The sequence below is a fragment of the Chryseobacterium sp. HNCC26DJ239 genome (assembly GCF_057180445.1).
Genome location: NZ_JBXUGJ010000001.1, coordinates 695,423 through 718,347 on the forward strand (window position 1 = coordinate 695,423; position 22,925 = coordinate 718,347).

28 protein-coding genes are annotated in these 22,925 nt (G+C 35.6%); 6 read left to right on the forward strand and 22 right to left on the reverse strand.

Annotation, left to right across the window (positions count from 1 at the left end; all coding sequences use genetic code 11):
• Position 1 precedes the first annotated feature (1 nt).
• Complete coding sequence (locus AC2A1D_RS03230; RefSeq protein ID WP_484042229.1) at positions 2–4,318, reverse strand: phage tail tape measure protein; 4,317 nt, start codon at positions 4,316–4,318, stop codon at positions 2–4.
• A 493-nt stretch (positions 4,319–4,811) separates the two neighbouring features.
• On the opposite strand from AC2A1D_RS03230, the gene AC2A1D_RS03235 reads away from it, so the two are divergent.
• Genes AC2A1D_RS03235 through AC2A1D_RS03260 form a run of 6 tightly spaced genes read left to right on the forward strand, consistent with a single transcriptional unit; the run spans position 4,812 to position 6,873 of the window.
• Entirely contained in the window at positions 4,812–5,198 is a 387-nt protein-coding gene (locus AC2A1D_RS03235; RefSeq protein ID WP_484042230.1) for a hypothetical protein, read from the forward strand.
• A 58-nt stretch (positions 5,199–5,256) separates the two neighbouring features.
• A complete protein-coding gene (locus tag AC2A1D_RS03240; RefSeq protein WP_484042231.1) occupies positions 5,257–5,469 on the forward strand; it encodes a hypothetical protein in 213 nt (70 codons plus the stop codon).
• On the forward strand, positions 5,459–5,632 hold the full coding sequence (locus AC2A1D_RS03245) for a SymE family type I addiction module toxin (RefSeq protein ID WP_484042232.1): 174 nt from the start codon (positions 5,459–5,461) through the stop codon (positions 5,630–5,632). Before AC2A1D_RS03240 ends, AC2A1D_RS03245 begins: the two co-directional genes overlap by 11 nt.
• Positions 5,613–6,038: a DUF6943 family protein gene (locus tag AC2A1D_RS03250; RefSeq protein ID WP_484042233.1), complete on the forward strand. Its 426-nt coding sequence runs from the start codon at positions 5,613–5,615 to the stop codon at positions 6,036–6,038. Before AC2A1D_RS03245 ends, AC2A1D_RS03250 begins: the two co-directional genes overlap by 20 nt.
• An 11-nt stretch (positions 6,039–6,049) precedes the next feature.
• Complete coding sequence (locus AC2A1D_RS03255; RefSeq protein WP_484042234.1) at positions 6,050–6,691, forward strand: DUF3560 domain-containing protein; 642 nt, start codon at positions 6,050–6,052, stop codon at positions 6,689–6,691.
• Positions 6,682–6,873, forward strand: a complete 192-nt coding sequence (locus AC2A1D_RS03260) for a hypothetical protein (RefSeq protein ID WP_484042235.1) — start codon at positions 6,682–6,684, stop codon at positions 6,871–6,873. Before AC2A1D_RS03255 ends, AC2A1D_RS03260 begins: the two co-directional genes overlap by 10 nt.
• Before the next feature lie 875 nt (positions 6,874–7,748).
• On the opposite strand, the gene AC2A1D_RS03265 is transcribed toward AC2A1D_RS03260, so the two are convergent.
• From AC2A1D_RS03265 to AC2A1D_RS03365, 21 genes are all read right to left on the reverse strand, one after another.
• Positions 7,749–9,464, reverse strand: coding sequence for a hypothetical protein (locus AC2A1D_RS03265; protein ID WP_484042236.1), 1,716 nt, complete (start codon positions 9,462–9,464; stop codon positions 7,749–7,751).
• Entirely contained in the window at positions 9,464–10,141 is a 678-nt protein-coding gene (locus tag AC2A1D_RS03270) for a hypothetical protein (RefSeq protein ID WP_484042237.1), read from the reverse strand. Before AC2A1D_RS03270 ends, AC2A1D_RS03265 begins: the two co-directional genes overlap by 1 nt.
• Positions 10,142–10,143: 2 nt before the next feature.
• Complete coding sequence (locus AC2A1D_RS03275) at positions 10,144–10,722, reverse strand: hypothetical protein (protein WP_484042238.1); 579 nt, start codon at positions 10,720–10,722, stop codon at positions 10,144–10,146.
• A 1-nt stretch (position 10,723) separates the two neighbouring features.
• Positions 10,724–11,314 (reverse strand): hypothetical protein, encoded by a 591-nt coding sequence (locus tag AC2A1D_RS03280; RefSeq protein WP_484042239.1) that lies wholly within the window; start codon positions 11,312–11,314, stop codon positions 10,724–10,726.
• Positions 11,315–11,326: 12 nt separating this feature from the next.
• The gene (locus AC2A1D_RS03285; protein WP_484042240.1) at positions 11,327–11,554 is read right to left on the reverse strand and encodes a hypothetical protein; all 228 of its coding nucleotides are present in this window, start codon (positions 11,552–11,554) and stop codon (positions 11,327–11,329) included.
• 2 nt (positions 11,555–11,556) lie between these two features.
• Positions 11,557–12,465 carry a hypothetical protein gene (locus AC2A1D_RS03290; RefSeq protein ID WP_484042241.1) on the reverse strand — a complete coding sequence of 303 codons (909 nt, stop codon included), beginning with the start codon at positions 12,463–12,465 and terminating at the stop codon, positions 11,557–11,559.
• Complete coding sequence (locus AC2A1D_RS03295; protein WP_484042242.1) at positions 12,455–12,817, reverse strand: DUF2463 domain-containing protein; 363 nt, start codon at positions 12,815–12,817, stop codon at positions 12,455–12,457. The genes AC2A1D_RS03290 and AC2A1D_RS03295 overlap by 11 nt, the downstream gene beginning before the upstream one ends.
• A 120-nt stretch (positions 12,818–12,937) precedes the next feature.
• Positions 12,938–13,099, reverse strand: a complete 162-nt coding sequence (locus AC2A1D_RS03300) for a hypothetical protein (protein ID WP_484042243.1) — start codon at positions 13,097–13,099, stop codon at positions 12,938–12,940.
• Between the two features lie 153 nt (positions 13,100–13,252).
• Positions 13,253–13,543, reverse strand: coding sequence for a hypothetical protein (locus AC2A1D_RS03305; RefSeq protein WP_484042244.1), 291 nt, complete (start codon positions 13,541–13,543; stop codon positions 13,253–13,255).
• Positions 13,544–13,566: 23 nt separating this feature from the next.
• Entirely contained in the window at positions 13,567–13,773 is a 207-nt protein-coding gene (locus tag AC2A1D_RS03310) for a hypothetical protein (RefSeq protein ID WP_484042245.1), read from the reverse strand.
• A gap of 229 nt (positions 13,774–14,002) precedes the next feature.
• Positions 14,003–14,554: a DUF4468 domain-containing protein gene (locus AC2A1D_RS03315; RefSeq protein WP_484042246.1), complete on the reverse strand. Its 552-nt coding sequence runs from the start codon at positions 14,552–14,554 to the stop codon at positions 14,003–14,005.
• Between the two features lie 3 nt (positions 14,555–14,557).
• Positions 14,558–14,797, reverse strand: coding sequence for a hypothetical protein (locus AC2A1D_RS03320; protein ID WP_484042247.1), 240 nt, complete (start codon positions 14,795–14,797; stop codon positions 14,558–14,560).
• Between the two features lie 136 nt (positions 14,798–14,933).
• Positions 14,934–15,131 (reverse strand): hypothetical protein, encoded by a 198-nt coding sequence (locus tag AC2A1D_RS03325; protein ID WP_484042248.1) that lies wholly within the window; start codon positions 15,129–15,131, stop codon positions 14,934–14,936.
• Between the two features lie 323 nt (positions 15,132–15,454).
• Positions 15,455–15,862, reverse strand: coding sequence for a hypothetical protein (locus AC2A1D_RS03330; protein ID WP_484042249.1), 408 nt, complete (start codon positions 15,860–15,862; stop codon positions 15,455–15,457).
• Positions 15,843–16,313, reverse strand: a complete 471-nt coding sequence (locus tag AC2A1D_RS03335; RefSeq protein ID WP_484042250.1) for a hypothetical protein — start codon at positions 16,311–16,313, stop codon at positions 15,843–15,845. The genes AC2A1D_RS03330 and AC2A1D_RS03335 overlap by 20 nt, the downstream gene beginning before the upstream one ends.
• On the reverse strand, positions 16,310–17,182 hold the full coding sequence (locus AC2A1D_RS03340) for a hypothetical protein (protein WP_484042251.1): 873 nt from the start codon (positions 17,180–17,182) through the stop codon (positions 16,310–16,312). The genes AC2A1D_RS03335 and AC2A1D_RS03340 overlap by 4 nt, the downstream gene beginning before the upstream one ends.
• Positions 17,183–17,184: 2 nt before the next feature.
• Positions 17,185–18,096: a DUF6712 family protein gene (locus tag AC2A1D_RS03345; RefSeq protein ID WP_484042252.1), complete on the reverse strand. Its 912-nt coding sequence runs from the start codon at positions 18,094–18,096 to the stop codon at positions 17,185–17,187.
• A gap of 11 nt (positions 18,097–18,107) precedes the next feature.
• The gene (locus AC2A1D_RS03350) at positions 18,108–19,487 is read right to left on the reverse strand and encodes a hypothetical protein (protein WP_484042253.1); all 1,380 of its coding nucleotides are present in this window, start codon (positions 19,485–19,487) and stop codon (positions 18,108–18,110) included.
• The gene (locus AC2A1D_RS03355) at positions 19,484–19,771 is read right to left on the reverse strand and encodes a hypothetical protein (protein WP_484042254.1); all 288 of its coding nucleotides are present in this window, start codon (positions 19,769–19,771) and stop codon (positions 19,484–19,486) included. Before AC2A1D_RS03355 ends, AC2A1D_RS03350 begins: the two co-directional genes overlap by 4 nt.
• A gap of 69 nt (positions 19,772–19,840) precedes the next feature.
• Positions 19,841–20,692, reverse strand: a complete 852-nt coding sequence (locus AC2A1D_RS03360) for a hypothetical protein (RefSeq protein ID WP_484042255.1) — start codon at positions 20,690–20,692, stop codon at positions 19,841–19,843.
• A 65-nt stretch (positions 20,693–20,757) separates the two neighbouring features.
• Positions 20,758–22,914 (reverse strand): hypothetical protein, encoded by a 2,157-nt coding sequence (locus AC2A1D_RS03365; RefSeq protein ID WP_484042256.1) that lies wholly within the window; start codon positions 22,912–22,914, stop codon positions 20,758–20,760.
• Positions 22,915–22,925: the final 11 nt, after the last annotated feature.

Here is a 22,925-nt window from a genome sequence, read left to right on the forward strand (position 1 = left end):
ATTATTTCTTTTTAGCTTGATTTTGATAAGAGTTATATTCATCAATCATTTCGATTGTATTCTTCGCAGAGTCCATATCTTTTACGACATACGCTCTAATAGTTGTTCGCTTAAATTCATTCAAAGCTTGAGTATTATTATTCAAAGCTTCTGCATAAACTGAATCGCTTCCTCCTGAATAGTTTGGATCTCGCAATACTGGATAAGAACCTCTTTCATAACCTTGCGCACCTTGCGAATATGCAATCTCATTATGAAGTGCTCTTCTAAACGATGCCGGAAACCCTCGATAGGTTTTATTATCTATGACCATTTCCATTTTATTGTTTTCACCTGCGATAAAGTGAGTAGGTCGGTAAACTGGTCCCGATTTCAACGGTTTACGTACAACATTAAATCTTTTGCCATCTTGCTGTCTGAGCATATCGTACTCCATTCCGAACCCATCTTCGAAACCTGGTGCTTCTGGAAGTGGCTGTTTTGCGATATTGGCAACCTGCATTAAACCAAGCGCACCAACAACTATTGACATTGCCGCAGCAACATATGGGTTTTGCGCTGTCGCCCATATATTCATAATTGCCATCGCTGTATTTGCAGTTGTCTGTGCAATCATGTAATTTCTTTGTCGTTTCGCCGCATCATACTCAAGTTTGTATTTTTCCATTTCAGTTTCTTGATTGAGTCTCTGGATTGCAGCTTCATATTGCTCTTGGTTGATTTGACCATTATCAAGCATTTGCTTTAATTTGTTCTCTCTTCGCTTGGCGTTATTCGTTACTTGTGTTAATTGCGCTTGCTCCTTTTGCTGAACAAAAGAATAATATTGAGAAAATGCACTCTGCACTGCTCCAATTGCAGCACTTATGGTTCCAAGTTTATTGGCACCTGTATCAATATTGGTGAAGAAAGTATCCCAATCGTCGATGGACATTCCGAGAATATCTGTTGAGCCTTGATTCCCAAGTTTATTTTTACTCCCTAACCCTTTCTTACCTTTTTCTTCTTCACCATTTTTTAAATCATTTTTAGCCGCAGAAAGTTTCGCAATTTCATTCTTTGCAAATTCAATTTGCTCGGTGATTTTCTTTCTCTGGTCATCATTAAGAATTGATAAATCTAAACCTTCATACAACGCCATCATATCTCGCAAATGCTTAATATGAAGGTCGATTTCTTGCTTTTGATAAGATTTGGTTAAAGCTTCTTTCCCTTCCTGCCAAGTCGTAATATTTCTGAGTTCTTTTTTAGAAATACGATCTTGTAACCCGGCTTTTAGCTGTGCAAGATTTTCGTAGGAAGCCAATTCTTCATTTTTCTTACGTTCTAAAAGTGCGGCTTCTTTGGTATAAGCATCATCTTGCTCTTTCAGCCATTCTACTTCAGTTTTAGCTTGTAAAGCTTTTCTCTTTTGCGCAAAAACAGATTGTTCACGCAATTTTAAGTTTTCTAAATTATCGTTATTTTCTTTCCAACTTTTCATTAAAGCTTCGTAAACAGCTTTATCTTCTTTGGTTGCTGTATCTATTTTTTTCTGAAGAATATTGATTTCCGTAGCGCCGACTTTCTTTTTATCGATTTCCGCCAACTTTCGTTGCTCTTGAAGATTAATCATATCGATTTCCTTATCATACCCTTCTTTCATCGCTTCAATGGTTGCATCTTCGATATCTAACTGAATTTGTCTAGCCAATTGTGCAGAAGCCTCCCCATTTTTGGCGACATCGTTCATTTCTCGCTCATGTTGCTCTTGTAACCTTTGTGCTTTACGGTCTTCTGCTTCTTTTTCTTTTCTAGCTTTTTCGGCATCTTTTGCCGCCTTGTCTCCATCAGGATCTGGAACGTCGTAATTAGATTTTGCACCGCTTTCGGTTGCAACCGCCATTTTTCTGGTTATCAGATCAATATTAGCATCACTTTCTTTTAATTTTTCATTAAAACCTTCAGCTAAACTATTAAACAATTGTAATTTTCCTTCACTTTCAGCACTAACTTTACCTTTAAACTCTACCTTTTGACCATTAATTGTAGCTGTAGTAGTTGGTGCAATTTCAGATTTAGTTTCATCAATCATTTCAGATTGAGCCTGTAATTTTTCACGCTTTTTATATTCTTCATCCAACAGAGCTTGCAATGCTCTTACTTTAGCCGCTTCTTTAATTTTGGCAATTAAACTATCGTAAACCGATGATAAACGATTGGTTGCTCTGAATTCATCATCCAAAGTACCTTTAAATTCTGGCGCAATTTTAATAAGGTCGTTATATGCTTTTTTCCTTTGGTCTAGCTGTGAATTTTCATCTTTCAAAGTTCTAATTAAAGGATCTACTTTTGCTTTAAATTCTCCAACAGAATCCGCTTGAGCATCTACAACTGCTTTATTCATTCTTCCAGCAATAGTTACATCTTCAATTGATTTCTTCGCCTCGTCTGCATTATCACTCAACATAAAATAGGCAGAAGCCAATAAAGTAATTAAAGTAACCGCAGCTCCTATCGGATTAGCGGCTATTGCTGCACTAAAACCACGCATTGCAAATGTTGCCTGTGCTGTATTTCTAGTCACCAAAGCATAACCTGCCCCGAGCAAATACATACTTGCGGTGTAAAGAGTAGTTAATCCATTAGCGGTTGCTGTAACGAGATTACGGGCTTTTTCAACAATCGTTAATCCCAATACTCTTTCAGAAGTAGTTCTTAACAAAGCATTATACACTCCAGTAATAAGATTTAACCCCGTGTAAGCGACAACCGCCACGGTAACAACTTTTACTAGAAGCAAAAGCTTTTCTCTATAAAAAGTCATCGCACCATTTCCATCTTCAATAACTCCGATAAACTGCCCGAATAATCTTACTGAATCATTAATGAAATTTGCCACGGTTTTACTTGTGAAGACTTCCGCCATTTTCTTCTGAACCTTCTCGTAAATTCCCGCTGCATTATTATTTACCTTATTAAATTCATTGGTTAAAGAAGTTCCTTCCGCAACAGCTTCGTTTGCCAAAGCAACGCTCTGTCTAAATCTATCTGTGTTTTCAGAAGCCGCACCAATAACACGTTGAACTTCATTGTCGCTTAACTTCAACGAATCAAGCACAGTCGATAAATCAGTGCCTTCTAAACCTCGCAGACCTTCAGCAAATTTTAGAAAGAATTCCGCAGGATCTGAATTGATTAAATCCTTAACCTCTTTTTGTGATAATCTCATCACTTTAGCAAAAGCGGCAGTTTCTGTTGATGCAACTCTTATAAACTTTGCAAAACCAGATGAAGCAATTTCTGAGTTGATATTTGATTCTTCAAATGCAGAACCGAAACCTAATAAGGTATTAAGCGCAGGCTTTAACTCTGGAGGCATAGAACCAAGCCTTGCAACGAAGTCAGCAATGTTTTGCTCACTACTTGCTCCCTGCGCAGCCAATTCATTGAGTGCAGAACCAATCTGGTTGATTGAATCTGCAATAGGTAAATCTTTCGTTTCTGAATATAGGGTGGAGATACGCCCAAGACTATTCGCTAATTTATCTACACCTCCTTGCCAACTATCACCGAGTGCGACATAAGCTTTATCTATCTCCCGAGTAAATTCGGATATTTCATTCTTAGCAACACCTAATCTTCCACCTTCTTCGGAAATCTTTAATAAGTCAATTCGCTTTGTTCGGGTATCGAAATCAGCGTATGTTTTCGCTAATGCTTCAACCTCCTTTCGGGTCATACCGGTGGTTTTCTCAACTCCCGACATTGCATCTGCCATCTTATTGTTACGATCGATAACCGCCTGTACAGAAAGACCGAAACCAACTAATATTGCAACAATCCCTGCAATAATTCCAGAGTATTGATTGAATCGATCTGCTAAAGCTCCAAAGCTTAATGAAGTATCTCTCGCTCCATTTCTAACTTCTGCTAACCTAGATGACACTTCGCCTATTCTTTCTTGCAATGCACGATACTGGTCTGAACCAGGCACAACCCTATCCAACTCACGGCGAAGTAAAACCAACTCTTGTTTGAGTTGTTTTACACTCATTTGGCTAATATCTAAGGTATCGCCTAACTCTTTAATCTTTCGATTGTTATTCGTTATTGTGGAAGAGTTATCGTTGATTTGCTTGGTTAAAGCTTTATACTCTTCTGATTCTTTGCCTAAAGTTTTAGCAATCTTTGTACGCTCTTCTCGAAGCTTCTGCGTTTCTTGGGTAAGCTCCCTATTTTTTTTCGTGAGATTGTAAATCTCCTGTTGTGCAGGATTAGAATTAACGACTATGGTCATCGTCATTATCTCATCACGTATCTTTTTTGCTGATGCCATTCTATTGATTTGGTGCAAGATGGCAACAGACGGTGGGATAAAGTGTGACAAAAAATAACACTCATATTATATACAATAAAATGAATGATTTTTTGTGAATTTCATAATGCGTTAAATCCTCAATTATGAATTTAATAAAGAAATTACACTTTTTCGCTTTTAAAAAGGCAAAAACCACCTATTTTACAAAAATAAATGTGAAATTCGTAAAAATACCACCTAAAAACCATATTTCCCGCATTTTTTGAGATTTCGACCGCCCTTTGACGGTCTGAGCGGGTCGTGCACTTCGTAAAATTCACATTTTCGCATGACGAAAACGGAGGGTTAACACATTGATAATATGATAATTAAACTTTATAAAAATTTAAAATCATTCAATTTTGTATGATTTTTTATTGAAAAAAGAACTTTTATTTAATAAAATAAAAAATCTGTTTTATTTGCTTTTTTAAATAATAATTCGTAAATTTAAGTACTTAAATACTTAATTATGACACAGTTAACACAAAAGGCGAACGAAGCGAAGAAAGTAACTTCCGCCACAACAACAGAAACAGCGAAACAAGGCGAAAACACAAAAAAGGCAGATTTGAAAGCCATTTTTGAGACAACAGCAGAAAAACGTATCAAAAACCATCAGCTTTTTATGAAGATTTGCGAGAAATACAATTTTCTAAAGGTAAAATCTGATAAACTGAACGCTTATTTAGTTGGTAGGGATGCGCTAAAAGAATCAGTAATCATTGAAAATTCAGACGGACAAACCTTTGAAATCGGTAACAGCGTAATAATTTCTAAAATATTGGAAGTCTGCCAAACCGAGTTATTTAGATTACTTGAGGAATCAGAAAAAGAAGTATTAAATTTTAACATCTAACAATAAATAATGCGGAGTTCTCGACCGCTCCGCATTATTATAAATACAATGATTAGTTATGACACACATCAGCGACCACAAAGATATTAAATTATCTACCAAAGTACAACAAGTTTTATTTTCAAGAGGTTACAGTCACATTTTTAACTGGGCAGAGTATAGAGAATATAAAGAGCAGACCAGGAACGCTATTTTTAGAGCGGAATCAATTGCGGATTTATTTGTAAAAAATACCTGTGAAATTTCAGATTTTGCCGATTATGAGTTTTAAAGTATTAAAAATTTGCTATTTGTGGCAAAACAAAAAGCAAGTTCCTAAAATCAATATTTCGGGCGAATGGCTGAAAAAAGCAGGTTTTGAAATTGGCAACAGTGTAAAAATGGAAATTATAGAAAATAAAATAATAATCTCGAATGACCATAAAAGTATATAACGGAACAACCGCAGAACCGACCGAAACGGAAACCGTTTTTTATGTGCAAAGTAAAGGCAACCGAGCAGGGCGACCGCTAAAAGAACCACTTCCCAACTGTTGGGAAGTAAGAACGCACAGAAGAATAGATTTTGAAATTTTATACATAGTCTATGAAAGTAGAATTTTAGAGGCTTTTTCACGTGGTTCTGTGATTCCTTTCATCACCTTAACAGATTATAAAAATGTAGTTTTCCCGATTTTAGAAAAAGCAATACACAATAATAGAATCATTAACACACACTATCTGCAGATAAGAAAAATTGAAGAAAATATTTTGCACCAGGATAAAATAAAATCATTGCTTTTTGAAATGAAAAAAACACTATCAAACGAAGTTTTTAAAAATTTATCTATTCACAATTAAACAGAAAACAAATGAATACTTATTTTAAATATTACACAAATGTATTTTTGGCAAAATGCACAGAAAGACACCATAAAGGTGAAATTATTAACGTTACAACCAAGCACGGCAAAGAAAATGAAAGCGAAGTTTTTAATTTAATCTTTGAAAAAGATGGTTTTTTCTATTACTCCATAATAAGAGCAGACGGAACCAACGCACAGACAAGAGCAGAAGCCAAAGCGGAGAGATACAAAAACTGGTCAATTAGCGCAGAAAAAAAAGGAAACCAATATTATCAAGCTTCGCAGGAGGGAAGAGAATTTTTAGCACTCGGAGAACCTATAAAAATAGGACATCACAGCGAAAAACGACACAGGGCACTGATTGAAAGAAATTGGAACAGAATGGGAAAATCTATTGAAATGAGCGAGAAAGCAGAAGCCCACCAAAGTAAGGCGGAATATTGGGAAAGCAAAGCAAACACAATTAATTTGTCTATGCCTGAAAGTATAGAGTTTTACGAATACAAATTGGAGGAAGCAAAAGTAAAACATGAATTTTATAAAGCCAACCCCGAAAAACGAGAGCACTCATTTTCCTTAACCTATGCAAAAAAAGCAGTAAACGAAGCAAATAAAAACCTTGAAATCGCTAAAAAACTATGGTCGTAATAAAAACCCCAATTAAAGAAAGATATCCGCAAGAACTAGCGGAAAAGCTAGAAGAAATAAAAGCCGAAATTAGAGAACGTATGAACGAAAACGATTTTGATTTTATGGAAGTTGAAGAAATTTTCGAAGATTACGGACTAGAACCCGATTATATTTTCGAGGTACTAAATGAAATTTTATAAAAAAAGCGCCATTAATTGGCGCTTATTTTTTATATCAAATTAACCGTTTACAAACGCTTAAAAATTTTTTCCGCTTCGCGGAACGGAAAATAGATTTTTTACTTTCAGAAATTTTCTTTTGTAAAATCTATTTTTTAGGCTGAAAAAGTGTATTTGTGTAGGCGTTTTGATTTTCAGCCTTTTAAGTTGAATTAAGTTTTGTATTTGTCAAGTTTTGACAGTTTTTTAAAGTGTACTATAATTTGAATGATTAATAATAACTATCAGAAAAACAGCAAAAAACAAATATTTGGCTTTATATTTGCAAAATAAAAGGAAGATGCGCTAACATCTTCCTCCAAAAGTTCCCTTAAAAACTTTTTATCAAGAATCCTTAAATTCTCAAGTTACTAAACCGGCACCCAAATAGGCATTGGTCTTTTCTAATAAATGCGTCTACCGTTTACCAGACGGCTTCTGCGAAATATTAACTTATGGGGTATCCCATTTATCATGCGAATTTCTTCCATGGCACTAAATATTTATTGAGGATCATTTACCCATTCATAAGCATCCTCTGACTAGTGATGAGCGTTACCTATTTAGATAACTAAAGCCCTCTATGTAAGGATAAGAGGGCTTATTTTTTTGCTATTAATATTCACTTTATTTTTAGATCACGGTTAGTTTTCCATTTTAATCATAATTTTTTTTGCTTTTTTATTTCCATAATAATAGATTAATATTTAAGTTTAAAAGCAGTGAATTTTGTTTTTTTGAAAAAAGCTGGTAACAATTTTCAAAAATTAATAGCAATAAATATTTATTGTGCTGTTAATATTGATGCAAATATATAATTTTTTTCATTCAAAACGTAATATTTGCGTAAGACTTTTTTACACCACTTCCGGCGCATACGCATAAGAAGAACCGTTCGGACTGCGCACCAATTCCATGTAACGAGGGCGGCAGAGATAGTATTTTAGAGCGTCTGAAAAATTAGTCGATTGCATTGGCAACTTACTGAGAGCCAATTTTTCGGAGGTTTTATTTTTATGGATGGTTTTAATTCCTTCTTTGTCGGTTTTAAGAATCTGAACGGTAAGTTTTAATGATGCTTTGAGCTGCATACACTGTGAGTTATCAATCAAAATCCGAGGCAATCTAGGGTTTGAACCCGATAACATTTGATTGACCACAACATATTCTTGTTGTTGGTAAATCGTACCCTGTCCTTCAGACATTAAATTTACTTTCCAATTTTGTCTGATTCCATCGATTTCTAAAGATTCTAAAGCATTTTTAAAAGATCTTGCCATATCTCTTCCGATTAGCTTCCATTGGTTTCCGGAACGGTCAAAATACAAATCGAGAACTTTATATTGATGGTATTTAAAGAATTTTCCAAACTCTTTTGCCAGTTCTGGAACATCTTTCCCTAATGTGAAAATATTTTTTAAAATTCGTTGAACTCTACCCTGTTCCTGTCCGACAACCAAGGACATCATAGTACCCCAATCGGCTCCTGCTTCTAATTTTCTGTTATGCTGAATAAATCGCAAAGCTCTTGAGGTAATTTCAGGCTTTTCCCCGAAAGAAAAATTGTCGAAAAATTCCATGATTAAACCTTCATCATAAAAATGAGTATCGTCTAATCTCGGATAAAACTTTTCTCCTTCCGAAACTTCCTGCTTCATACTGAGAATTGCCGCTTTAAATCCTTCGATTCCTAATAAATCTAACTGATCATTAAACCAATCTAAACCATGAATATCAGCAATTGCCATCGAAGAAACGACATAAAATAAATTTGACTTGAAACGGCTTTTCATTAGTCGCTCATTCCATCGGTAGAAAGCTCTTTTTTGCTTTTCAAACTCGTTCCTGTCTTTTTTAACGTATGCTTTTACAAGCTTTTCCTTGATATCGTTTACTTCCAAAGAACATTTTAAAATCAATTCGATTTGCTCAACATTCATTAACTCTTCCTGGTCCAGAATCCAATCGTATTCATTCGGCGCCAAAACATTGGGCATATCGGTAGTAAATGTTGTTCCGAGATAGTAATGAGAACCGCCAAAACGAAGCAGCTCTCCACGCTTTGCAGGAAGTAATTTATCCAGTTTAGATTTCGCAATATATTTTACTTCGTCTCCAAAAACATGTTGATATGAATCTCCCGCCAACGAAGAAACCACATCCATACTTGCCAATTTGTAGAGACATCCTTCTTTTGTCGATATTGTATGTTTATAGGTAAGTGGTTTTTTGTAAGGCTTTGCGAAGTTTCTTGGCGGAGCTTCATTCGTAACGTAATCAATCCCTTCTTTATAACCGAGATCATTCCATCCTTTAATCATAGACGGAACAGTATTTCCCAATAAATTCGAATAGTAATCTCCGACAAAGGCTAAGTATGCACCAGGCATTGCTTTTTGAATACGCTGCGAACGGCGCGCATGAATAGTCGTTGTTTTACCAAAAGCACGACCACCAATTACGTTTAAATCCTTTGGATCCACCAAATCAATAAATTGATGTGCAGGATTCAAGTAAACGTATTCTACTAAACCTCCATACTTCCCGTCTTTATCTTCGTAAACTCTTCCCATTACTGTTCTTTTCTAGGATTATTCTCTCCGAAAATCAGTTTGAACGGCACCATATCCACTTCTTTTTTCGCCAATTCTTTCATCTTTTCTGAAACATCCGGAAGCGCATCAATCATTGCAGCGAGTTCGTTTCTGTTGGTTTTTTCAAAGCCGAATTTGGTCACATCGGAAGTTGTAATCTGAATTTGGCGGATAAAATCTTCGTCTACACCGTCCATTTTATCGACATTCCATTCGAGGAATTTCCCGAGTTCCAATAAAATCATAAATGAATCTTTGAAATCACGAGAATTTTTAGCGACTTTAATCGCAGCAACAAAAGCTTTCATTCCATTATCGGCTAAAATTCCCTTCCAAACTTCATTGGATAGCATATTTTCACGATGAAAATATGTGAGTGCATCTTTCACCAACTGCATTGCCTTTGGTCTTTTCATTCGATAAACAATCATTAAGTGATTAATTATCGCCTGATTATTCGGATAGTTGAACATTTGGCGAGACATTCCCCAGATCTTTTCCAAAATTTCCATGTACGCGACCAAATGATCAGGTACATTTTTTGGATCTCCAGTTTCTAAAAATTCCACGAGAAAATCGAGCTCGATTTCGTCGAACTCGGAAGTGAAAATAATATTTGGATTTTCGTCTAATATGCTTTTTCTCTCAAGCTTCATTTTTAGTCGGTATTAAAGATTTCTTCTTTCATATTGTCGAGTTTCTGCTCTTCCTGGAGTTTTGCATATTGCTGTATAGCTGTGAGATTTCCTTTTGAAGCATTTTCGTAAACCACTTTATCAATTATAGCTTTTGCCTGTAAAGTTCCCGAATGATAGGCTTCATAAATGGGAGTTCCCACCGTTTTCCAATCTCGCTTTACCAATCGAACATCTTTCTGCAGCACTCTCGCAATTTTCACAATATCAAAACCGATTGCTGCCAATTCTGTTACCATTTCTAATTCTTCATAAGCGAGAAGAATACACGCTGTAACCGATTTTGAAATGTTTGGATTTTCTTTCTTTTCTTCAACCAAAACTAAAGACGAAATTGGATAAGGCGCTACTTGTGAATGCTCTTCCATAGGATCATCCCCTATTGGGAATTCAATCATTGCAAAATCATCATCTAAAAACTCTCTTACAAAACCTATATTTTTAGGTTTGGCGTCTGGATCAAATTGTAACATTGTTTTGTAAAGCATTTCTAACCCTTTGTCTAAAACCTTTACTTTATCATTTAATTTAATTTTAGCCATTTTAATTGATTTTAAATACCACTTTACATTCTTCAAACAAAGATTTTCTCAAGTCGAAAGCTTCTTTAGAATTCGCAAAAACGTATTGTTCGTAACAGGCATTGTCGCCCCAGTTTCCAGAGCCTTCGATACAATAATAGTCTAGTTCTGTTTTGCAAAGCGTTATTTTGCTGTGATTCCAGGTATAGATTACTGAAATATTTGTAGAAGAATTTGCCCATGAATTGAGCGCATCAATTACCTTCGGATTTCTTTTCATCATAGAATCTGAAACCAAAATATTGATCTTCCCGATTCTCCCTTTATTCTGGAGTTCCTGCAAAGCTTCAATTACCCGCATCGAAACGCTGTAGGTTGTGGCATACAATTCTTCGATAAACTGCAACTGCGAAATATACTCTACAAAAGTGAAAGCATTAAACGCTTGAATGGTCTGCAAAAAGAATATTTCTGAAGGTTCTGGAAGCCTCGGAAGATCAACTTTTACTTTCTCTACCTTAAACGCTTGAACGTTCAGAAATTTAGAAACAAAGGCGGATTTCTCTTCCGCCTTTTCTTCTTTTATTTCAATATTACTTTTCGCAAATAGCATTATTCTTACGTTTTAATTCTTAAACCAATTTTTAATTGAAAACCATAAATTTTTAATACCTTCAATTATATTAGTTTTAAGTTCTTTTTTACAATACTCATTTAACCCATCTTCAATTCCTTGGAATCTACCAGTATGTTGAAGAGATTTATTAAATGTAATCTCATAAGTCGCAGAGCCACTTTCGTTATAACCTAAGAATTTGTGACTTAAAACTGAATACTTCTTATTCTTATCCATTTTTACTTCTCACTTTTTTTAAATTCGTTTTCCAGTCTTTCGTTAGAAAGTTTCTCACGGAGCGTCCAATCGGCAAGGCGTTTTTCACGCGCTTCGTTTGGTCCTTGGTTTTCGATTTCCTTTCTTGCTTTAGAAGCGTTTTTCTGCGCTTTGTTTTTCATTTCTACCAAACCGGCTTCTGAAAGCTCGTAGATTTCTTCCTTAATTTTCAAGTTTGAAAGCTTTGGATTTTCTCCTAAAACTTTACCTGTTTCTTTGTAGAAATCTAATTCTTTTCGGATATCGTCGTTCAGTTGGAAATTATCTACAGCAGATTTTGCCAACTCGAAGAGCTTATCTTCAGCTTCATTGGCATCTAGACCATCAACTAAAGCGTTTTGACTTTCCGCAAACTTTTTCCAAGCTGAAATTTTATCTGCCACTAAAATTTTAAATTCATCAGGACAAGATTCTTCGTTTAAGAAAGGATATTGATCTCTAATTTTTAATCCTTCTTTTGCAGCTTCGTTTTGCTCAAGGGCAACGAAAACAGCTTTTTCGTGTTCAGAAACTTCGGTCGCATCTGCCGAACCTGCGTCTGTGTTTTGGGTTGTGATTTCATTTTGTATATTGTTTCCGTCTGTAGGATTTGCGGGATTTACATTTTGTAATACCTCTTGTGTGAGATTTGTTGTTTCATCACCTACCAAGAATTCTTCCGCTTTGTATTCGTGAATTTCCAAGTCGGAAACTTCAAATTGCTTTTTCACTTCATACTCCAGTTTCTCCAATTTTGTAGCGGAATAACCAAGTTGAAAATTTCTAATCTGCATAAAATTTGCCTTTTGCGAAAGCAAACCCAGCAAGTCGTTGTATCTCTCTTCCGGAGATTTTGTTTTGTCTGCCAAGGCAGCAATAACTTTATTTTTCATACGTAAAATTTTTATAGATATAAATTTTCCTAATAAGAGTGTAGGTTAAAATCCCGTAGAAAAACGGCGGGTAAGTCTGCCATTCTTTAAATACAATAAAGAGAACTGCATAAAACAGAAAAGCGACGATAGAAAGTAAATCTAGCAATGCAAACCATCCCGATTTTCTATACCGAATCTGTTCCGGTTTTATTTTCCTCTGAAATTCTAAGAGAATGATTTCTGAAATAAAGAAAATTCCTGTAAGGATTTTCAGAAGTAATACATCTTGATTATAAAACCATCCAACTGCAATAAAGACTAATAAAATAGACCATTGCAACCAACTAAAGAATCTATGCCCAAAACTCATTTTAATAATTTTGGTAAAGATAAAATGAGGGCGACCGCCAAAGTGTGACAAGTGCGTAGCCGTACAGGAACATAAAAAAACCTCCCGAAGGAGGCCATTTGAAACTATGAAAACTAATAATCAGTCTAGGACTAAGTAAAATATATTTCTGTCTAATGTGTGTGTGATGTACTGGTCGTCATCATCAAGCACAAGTAAATCGTCTTCGATATACCAAAGCGATTCTGCATCTACCAAAATCCCTTGTTGGCTTTTTACATCAACTTTGTTACGGTACTTCATTTTTTTGATTTTATTGGTTCGAATATTTTCAAATCTAACTCTGTAATCTCAAATCTTTTGGGATTGTCGATTTCTAAAATAGGAACATCTTTGGCTATTAATTTCCATCGGGAATTCTTTTTTATTTTTCCAAAAATGCTTTGTAGAGCAATCTTATTCTTGTAATACATAGGATTCTCTTTCCATAATTAAATCATTGAAGGTTTCTGTCTCACTTGCAATTAGATTATTGATGCATCTAAAGGCTCCCTGCACTTTGGTAAACTGCAGTATTTCTATGTCGGTTGAATGAGGAAAAGCTATTTCGAACATTCTGAACAAAACATCATTGGCTTTTTCTAAAGAACCGAGTTCTGAATGTAGATTTAAAACGATTTCAATTACTTTCGTCTGAAAGTCTGTCATTGGATAGCCTGTTTTTGGCAATACATACGGTGTATTCATCTTTTGTAAAAATTTAAAATGTTCTACAAATTGTGAAAAACACATGAATATTTTATCTGAAAATTGCTTAAAACATTGGCTTCTGCACGTTTTTTTGTTTTTCCGTAAGCATGTGTACCACGACCTTCACTGTCTGAAATTTTGGCAAGATAAACGCCATTGAATTTTTGAAAAGCAATTACTGGAGCTTCGTTGCTTTGTTGTACTTGGTTTTGTGTTGTGTTTGACATTTTATTATGATTTAAAAGTTATCCTCATAAAATCCCACAAAAAAAGCCTTGGCTTTCGTGGGAGTCGTCAAACACAAACAGATCCGAGGATAAGTTAACCACTACTTGCCGAGGCAGGTTTTATAATCGTAAAAAATGATTGGATAATTTAAAGGCTTATCCTCTTCCGTTTATGTTTGACACTGCAAACGTAAGACATTTATTTTATTTGTGCAAGAATTATTTTCAATTACCAATCCTCTTTGGTTGTAATTTTTTTATTCATTCCTGCTTTTAAAGTTGAAATTAAATTTTCAATATCATTTTTAATAATATCTCTTATTTCAGTAGTTACTTTTATCTTATATTTTTCAGGTCCACCCGCCATCATCCCTTTCATAGTTGGCAAAAAATCATCATTTGTAATTAGTCCATAGCTCACACTTTTTCCTTCGTGAATAAAATTTGAAAAGGTATATTTATACTTGCCATCTTTGCAGGCAATTTGCGTATCAAAAGTTATCCAACCCTCCCTCGCTACTGAACCTGTAAATATTTTACTTGAGTAACGTATGTTACCCCGACCAACTAAAATATTATTATTAATATCGTCAAGAACTATAACCTCTTTAGGGTCTTTAAATGTATTTGCAAACCACATTTTAGCATTTGCATAGAGTTCCTTTGCAGATTTTGTTGAGTCTGATATTTTCACAATCTCTGAAAATGAATAGGGTTCAGAATTTTGTGCGTGTGAAAGCGTTGCACAAAAGAATACGCTTAAAAATAATAGTCTTTTCATTTATTAGACATTTTCAAATGAAAACTCATCATTAAGCTCACTGCTTTCAAATATAATAACGCTATTTTTTAGAAGTTCAGCAGGAATTAAAGTGGTGTGTCCATCTTTACGATAGCCATAACCGTTTCTTTTTCCATTTAAGCAATCCAAAATACCTTGAATTGTTTTTTGAACTTTTTCGGTAGGAATGTCGATTGAATATTCTCCGTTAACATTCTTGATTGTAATTTTTTTTGTATCCATTGTATGAAAATTTTCCCACTAAAGTAAGAAAAAACCGTAAGACTTTTTTATATAAAAATTCCCGCTGTGAGGCGGGAGGTAAAATTTAAGAAAGCGATTAAGTACATACAACTATAGACTTTGTTAAATTTGATGTTTACAAATTTTCAATGTCTTTCTTAAACTTCTCAATCGCTTCATTTACTTTCAAAACGTACTTTTCTGAAAGTTCCTTTTCGCCATTCAAGATTCGGCGGAAATGGTCGTAACCTAAATCGTATTTTACGCAAAAGTTTTTTAAGTGAATCACCTGGAAGAAATCGTTCCAGTCTTTAAGTATTTGTGGAAAATTCATGTGTTATCTTTTGGTAAAGATACAAAAATAAATCCGTTTTATTTGCTTTTTAAAATAAAAAAGCTCCGATTAAGGAGCTTGGAAACAGATTTTAAAAATTAAATTACGATACATTTAGTATTGTCTTGTCGTAATTCAAATATACAACAATTTATTGTATCACAACTATTTGTTGTGAAATAAAAAAACCGCTCCTAAAAGAAGCGGATAAAACACAAATGATGAAAATTTTTAAATAATAACCAGTTAAAAAATATTATATGGACTATTGTTGCATTTCAAATATACAACAATTTACTGTATCACAATATATTATTGTGAAATTAAATTTCTTTTCCGTCTAAATCTTTTTTCATTTGATTTCGTACAGCTTCCGTTAAACCATACGTTAATTGCCCTTGAATTCCTGCAAAATTCCCCATCAAAATACGGTTGTGAATTTGGGTATCTTTTACAAATTTGATGAGTTTTTTAGGCTTAAGCTGATTGTTTTTGTTAGGTCTTGGTCTACGGCGCTTCATCTCTGCTACTCTGTGGATGAGCCTATGGCTATACTTCAAAGAAACATCTGAAGAATAAAACGAACGACCATCGAAATTATCAGATTCAAAAGCTGAAATTTTAGAAGACTGCTCTTCATCAATCTTATCAACATGCTCTTTCAGCGTGCGTTTTACAAACGCTCTGAAAATTGCCAATTCTTCGTCTGAATTATTCCCCAAAACGTCCATCGTAACCAGTATATGTTTCGTCGTTAAACTGTACTTCCCAACCTGCACACTGTCCTTTGTTGGTAATTGCCATAATGTCTACGCTATTTCTTTCCAGATTAGCGAAAACTTTACAGTCGTTTTTAGAATATTCAAAGAATTTCCCTAAAAAATCCTGCATTACAGGTTGTAATATTTGCTGTTCCTCTTCCGGTTCCTGCGTTTTGTAGTCGATTTTATTTAAGATAAAAAACTGAAAATAGGTAACAAAACCGCCATTGTCGTTTTCATCATTCCAAAAACCTTTGTACGCAGGAATTACCACGACCAACAAAGCATTATCTGTTTTCTGGTGCTTTTCCAATTTATCAATAAAACGATCATCATTAGAAACGAGCTTCACTGAATTAATTTCGGGAATTGTGGAAACAATTTCCATCACCGCTTCTTTTAAAACTTGTATTGTAATCATTTGTTCTCGTTTTTCTGTGCTTCCATTTCAGCTTCACGTTTTTTATTACGAACGGTCATGTCATACATCCTGAGAATGACATCCCAAAAATTCGATTGCTCCAGTTCTGCAAGAGTTCCAAACACGCCACTTTCTGCCAACTGATAAGATGTTGATCGAAAACCGAGCTCTGCCAATTCTGGAAGCACTTCTTCTTCGTCTGAAGCTTTTGCTTCAAACATAATTCTCAAATCAATCTCACGACCATCTACACCAATCACAGATTGAGTTCTCAAAAACTTCCAGAAACTTGTAAAAAGCAGGAAGAAACCGTAAATGTATCGGATGTCTAAATGCTTGAAAAAATCGACACGCCTTTCTAAATCTATCTTTCCGAAAGTTTCACGAGGTCGTAAGTAGAACATGGCAAAAATGTTTACCAAATGCTCAATTTTCCCATCTGTAGAAAACGTCTGCAACTCTCCAACCGCTTCAATAAACTGCTTCCAAGTCATGTCTTTCAGTCCGTCTTTTGGTCCTACAAAAGTCATCATCTTGTACTTTACAGATTTTACAGGATTGTGAACATAATCTAACACCACAGATTCTCTTCCTTCCTCGTCAATTTCAAAAAATGTATCGATAATCTGAGAAGCGACATAAACATTTTCCCATTTTTCTTCTTCTACATTTTCGAGGTCTGCTTTAGAATATTCCATATTCATCAAATTGTAGAGCGCCAAAACCCGAAACTGTCTTTTGTTGAGCTCATTCATTTGATACATCAATATCAGTTTACTCATATCGAGGTACTGATTTCTGTTGCATTCTGCTAAGTTTTCGGGAATCCAAAAACGTCTGTTGATTTCCTGTATCGTAATATCGTGCATAATTAAAGCGTTACAAAGTTATCTTCGGGACCGAAGTTTATCATCGTTACATTTCCTGTTTTGGCATTTGTTTTTGCGACTTTAGTTTCCAACTGGATAAGTAATTGAGCCAATTCATCATCGTAGTACATTACAGCCGATTCAATATCTAGCTGTGAAGCCGACTGATGTTTTTTGCTGCCCGAAGTTTCACGAATGACACCTCTTGGCCACAATTGAACCGATTCTTTTCTTAAACCGTTTTTCATGGCAAAAAAAACGCAAATCTGTTTGGCAAGAGTATTTATGCTCTCTTCTTCATTTGCTTTGAAAAACTCGTACTTTTCGCCCATTCTCGACTTTAAAAGTCGGTTTTGTGCAGAGCGCAATTCTGGAATAAGTTTAAAATACAGCAAATAAAAATCGTTGATGTTTACAAACTCCTGAAAAACCGAAAGATCATAAACAAACAATTCCGAAAGTTTGTAAGCCTTGGTAATTGTTTCGGCTTCCTCTGCCATTTCTGAAAAGATATGACGCAGAATTTCATTTACAGATGAGTAATAAGATCGCTCCATTGCATCGTCGGATTTATCGATCATCCATTCAAAAGCCGATTTTGTATTTTCATCGGTACGGAAAAGCCTTCCCGAAGTGGTATAAGAAACATCGCTTAAAGGCGCGAACTTTCTGAAAGCTCCCAAAGCAATGGCGTAACGGAGTAAGAAAACTAATTCATCTGCCGTAAATTCATCTTCCTCAAAAGTATCTGCTGCAATATTGTAAATTGTTTCACCGATAATCTGTATCACATCTTTCGTTGCTGATTTTATATAAGGCTTTAGCTGAGTCATTGTAAAATCGGCATCTACAAAACCTAAAATCTCATGCAATTCAGATGCATCTTCTGTATCAAAATCGAATAAATATTTCATTTCAGAATTTTTTAAACATTATTTTTTATTCTGTCTTTCGAAGACTGGTCTTGCTGGCGTTGCGCCTCTTCATGGTAAAAGCCAAGTTTTAATTTTGTTCCAGGGAAGTTTGCTTTTATCGCTGCATTAATTGCTTTGGTCACAACATACTCCGGAATATCTTTGCTGATTAACTTAAACATCATATAAGCATACAATTGTTCACTTCCAGAATCTGCAGAACCGGCAGCCGACATTCCGCCCAAAGCTTTATGAATTCCCGCAGAAGTTGCGACAGAAGCATCTGCCTTATCCGCAATTTTTATTTGTGTTTCCACAAAATCTTTAATGTTTTCTTCGATGGGTTTTATCGTCCAACCTTGCTCTATTAAATTCATCCCATCCTGTGCAAGGAAAGTTTTTGTGTGCAAAATTTTGCCGACATTATCTTCATCCGAAAGCGTAGCAATAATGGTTTTAAAAAGCTCTCTTTCATAGGCTTTTATTTCTTCTTCCGAAAACTCACGTCCTTCGTTCATCGCTTTTGTTTCGAGTAATTCTCTTTGGGTATCCCAGAATTTTGCAGGCGAAGTAATGTGATATTTTGCCGACATTGAATTCTTAGACAGCGCACGAAGAATCAACGGAACTGCTGTAGAACGACGAATCCATTCTAACGCTCCAAAAATTGTAGGAATTGCGTAAAAATCTGATGCAAAAGTTTTTGTTCGGGAATACATCACTGCATTTGGCGAAGCAAAAGGATCTTTCGCATCAAACAGATTATAGACTTTGTACGTACTCGGATTTAAAGCATACCATAAATCGCTGAAAATAGCGTGTGTTGGTTTTTCTTTTCCAAACTCCCGAGCCAATCTCGTGTTGTGCGCGCCAAGATTTTCGAGTGAATGAAATTTATTTCTTCCAATTTTAGCTCCATTTGTACGCACAAACTTTGTAAAACCGCCTTGAATAAAATTAAAATCGGTAATGGATTCTAATAAATAATCTTGATAATCCCAAGAATCTAACCATTGCTGAATAACTGTATTTTCCTGCCATTCGCGAACCTTTATGTTTTTATTGTCGGGAGACTTTTCAAATTTTTCAGCGTATAAAAGAGGTCCATTTCCCCAAAGTAAACCTTGCTTTTTTTCAAAAACACCAGGAATACTTGAATTGGAATACACCACATCTCGCAATACTTGCGGAATATCGTTGCGATGTCCATACGGAAGTATTTCTAAATCTTCCAGAAAACTCGCTCCACGATTTACAGACCAATCGAAAGGCGAAATTCCTTCACGATCAAAAAGCCGAGGATCTTCAACTTGATAACTGAAGGTAGCCATTGGCGAAGACACTACTGCATCTGCACCATAATATTCAATTTCTATTTTTTCGTCTTTCATTGTTTGATTTTTATACCGTTGAGCTCCGTAATTAATGGAATATAAAAATGACGTCTTTCGCCTGTGTCCAATCTTATGAAACTGGCTAAAACCTCAGATTTATCGCTTTGATTTCGTCGATATCCTTGCGCGAGAAGTACATTGGTTTCACGCTTTAATCCATCCGATGATTTTCTGCTTTCATCATAACTGTAAAAACTGAAAGAAAACGGAACATTATCACGGGATAAAGTTCGCATCACTTCCATTGCTTTCAGTACAGATATTGTTTTTGTAGCACTCATACGCCAAAAATAAAATATGCCACACTGAAAAAGTGTGACATATTTCTGAGTAAAAAACAACCAAAAAAATTAAACTCTCGACGTCTCCACCAAGTATGTTTTTGTGGCATCTTTGAAGATTCTGAAAGAGATTGACGATCCCGAAAGAGACTTCCAAGCAATACCATCTTTCAGCAATACAATCACATCACCAGTGAACGCTGTTGATGAATTTAAAGTTGCCGCTTTTGCTTGATCTGTATCTTGACCAATTAAGGTCACGATTTGCCCGCTTGTTTTGGTTACAGAAGTAATCGCTGCAGTTGTTGCTGCAGTTCCTACCGTAATTCTTACAGACGATGGATTTGCCAATAAGAACTGAATAGCCGTAGAACCCATTTCCGGAGTAACAGATGTTTCTGTTGGAAGTACTCCAGAGTAAACTCTATACATTGATCTACTTCCGTCCATTTGTTCCCAAGTAAATTCAAAACCTGTTTTATCCTTGTTTGCTTTGAATGCAGGTTTCAAATACAATGGCTTGCAAATGTCTCCAATAATTTTTGCAGTTCCAGAACCATCGCATTTACCTTGAATCAAAATGAAAGGTTTACCCAAATTGTTTACAGAAAACTCTGCCGCATCTGTATCGTCTCCAGGATAATTTCCTACAACTTTTGATTTGAACATTTCCGCATCTTGCTCACCTGTAGTTTCTACAGAATAATCTTTAGATGAAGAAGTAAGGTTGGCAGGAACAGGATACATTCCTGGTTTGAAAACAAAATCTGATGTAGTTCTTACACCATTTTCGTCTACAACGGGAAATCCATATTCTTCCAAATAATCTACAGGAATAAGATGCAAAGGTCTTTCTGTAGTAAAATTAGGAGCACCTGCACCCGCAGGAGCTTTTTTTAAATTACCGATAACTAAAGTCATGATATTTTGTTTTATTGATTAAAAAATTAAGAAAAGAAACCGCCGATTGACGGTTTCAAAAATATTTACCCTCTAGATGTTTCCACCCAAATTCCGTCGAATTTCTTCAATACGATGTATTTCGCAGCAGTATCTAAAACAGCTTCTGAACCTCCAGTTACGATAATCTTTCCGTCTACATTATCCACTGTTAAAGTGTTTGTTGCCTGACCGTAGATTTTCACTTCTGCACCTTCCACTCCGTTAATGATGTCTGCCAATTCTACAGAAGAATTTCCGTCGTAAACAAATTCTGAACCTAGTTTAGAATCGATGGAAGTTGTGCTAAACGTTACCGCTGCAGAAGATGCCACTTCCGGAGCCGATGTTCTGCTCACTTCTTTCCAACCTGTTGCTGTTTTCAGCAAGGTAAGTGTACCTCCGGTTTTCGGATCAAAATCGGCAGTCAAATTTAAGTTACCAATACCACCAGAAATATTCTTAATTAAAGAATTCGTCGTTTGATTAACGTCTCCTTTAATTTTGATGATATGACCAATAGGCATATCAGAATTAATGGTTTGAACATGACCAAGCAAAGCTTTGTCTGTTTTAATTCTGTTGAAAGTAACATCTACCGCATTTCCAATTGGTGCACCGTACATTGGCACATAAAAATTATCGCTGAACATTGGCGCATCATTCGTCCAGATGAACTGAGCCTGACCTAGGAAGTTTGAATTTTCAGGAAGTTTAAAACCTGCAAAAACGAAAGCACAACCTAATTTGTAATCTGCATGAATGAAAGTTTTTCTTTGCAACATTTCCATTCTGTAGATTGATTTTTCGTTTGGAACGTGTTCCAAAATTTCAATATTCTGATCATCCGTCATGAAAAAGGCGTCGCAACCTTCTAAATCTGTAAGTACTACAAATTGAAGATTAGAATAGCCATCTACATAATTTAGATCGTTACCTTGGTAATCGTTGTTCAACTGATTTGCCAATTTGTACCCCGCTTGATAAGCGTTCAGCCTTTTCTGAGATACATAGATTTTCATTCCCAAAGCCATTCTCACTTCGTTTGGCAACCACTCTACAAATTCCTTAATGTAGTCGTAAGTATTAGCATCGGTAATCTTCCCCATAGAAGATTTGAATGCTGCAATTTTTTTATCTAAATCTCTGAATTTGTACAACTGGTATCTCAAACCATTTTGACGGAACAAATAGCTTCCTCTCGCTGTAATACCTTGAGGTTTGAAAACATATACTCCATTGATGCATGAAATTCTGTCTTCCAATCTTGCTTGAGCGTCGATTAATCTTGTTAAATAAGCCATAAAAGACAGCTTATATGGAGAAGACGCGTCTAAATCGTAGATTGAATTGATCCAAGAAGTTTCTAATTTCTGCAATTGATACCCTGTAAACATAAGGTCAATCTCTACAGGATAGATTTTTCTTTTTTCTGCTCCAATAAAGAAGTTCGGATTTTCAGACCATTCTGGTTTTCTTGCTTCTGTTACGTTTGCAACATCAATTACAGCATCTGAAATTTCATCTACAACGCCCATTTGTTTCGGCCAGAAAACCGGAAGACCAAATCTGTCTTTTCTAAGCTCACGTAAAACCTGCGGATTTCTTACATAATATTCTTTCAAATCGTCGTTCAAACGAGCGATAGTCGAAGTATCTGCAAAATCCGTTTCAGCGGCTACTTTGTTTGATAAAACTGCCGCAGCTCTTTTATTCCAAGGAGCGTCTGTACTGAACTCTTTGTTTGTTTCCATACCGAAAAGAGCGGTTGGAGTGGTCATTGCAATCATTGCTGCAATTCCGAAAGCTTTTGCGCCTTTTTGGAATTTCTGCATTACTTCGTCTGGTTCTGGAGTGTTTGCCATAGCTTCGATTTGTTGCTGTTGTTCGTTAATTTTTTGCGTTGCCGCCGCAATTACAGGCGCAGGATTTTCTGGAGTAGGTTTATTTTCATCATCTACACCAACCGCAGTTGCCAAAGCATCTAATGCAGATTGTTTCTGAGCGTCCAAACCTTGCTCTTCATCCAAGACTTCCTGAGCGGCTTTTAAAGCAGCTTCGTACTTTTCACCGAAACCTTCTTTAATCTTTTCGTCTTGCTCCGGAGTAAAAGCGAGTTTTCCAGAGTCGTCTTTCGGTAATTCTTTAATACCCACTAAAGAGTATAAAAAAGCAATCACCGCAGCGAATTTTGTTTTTTTCATAATTTTAAATT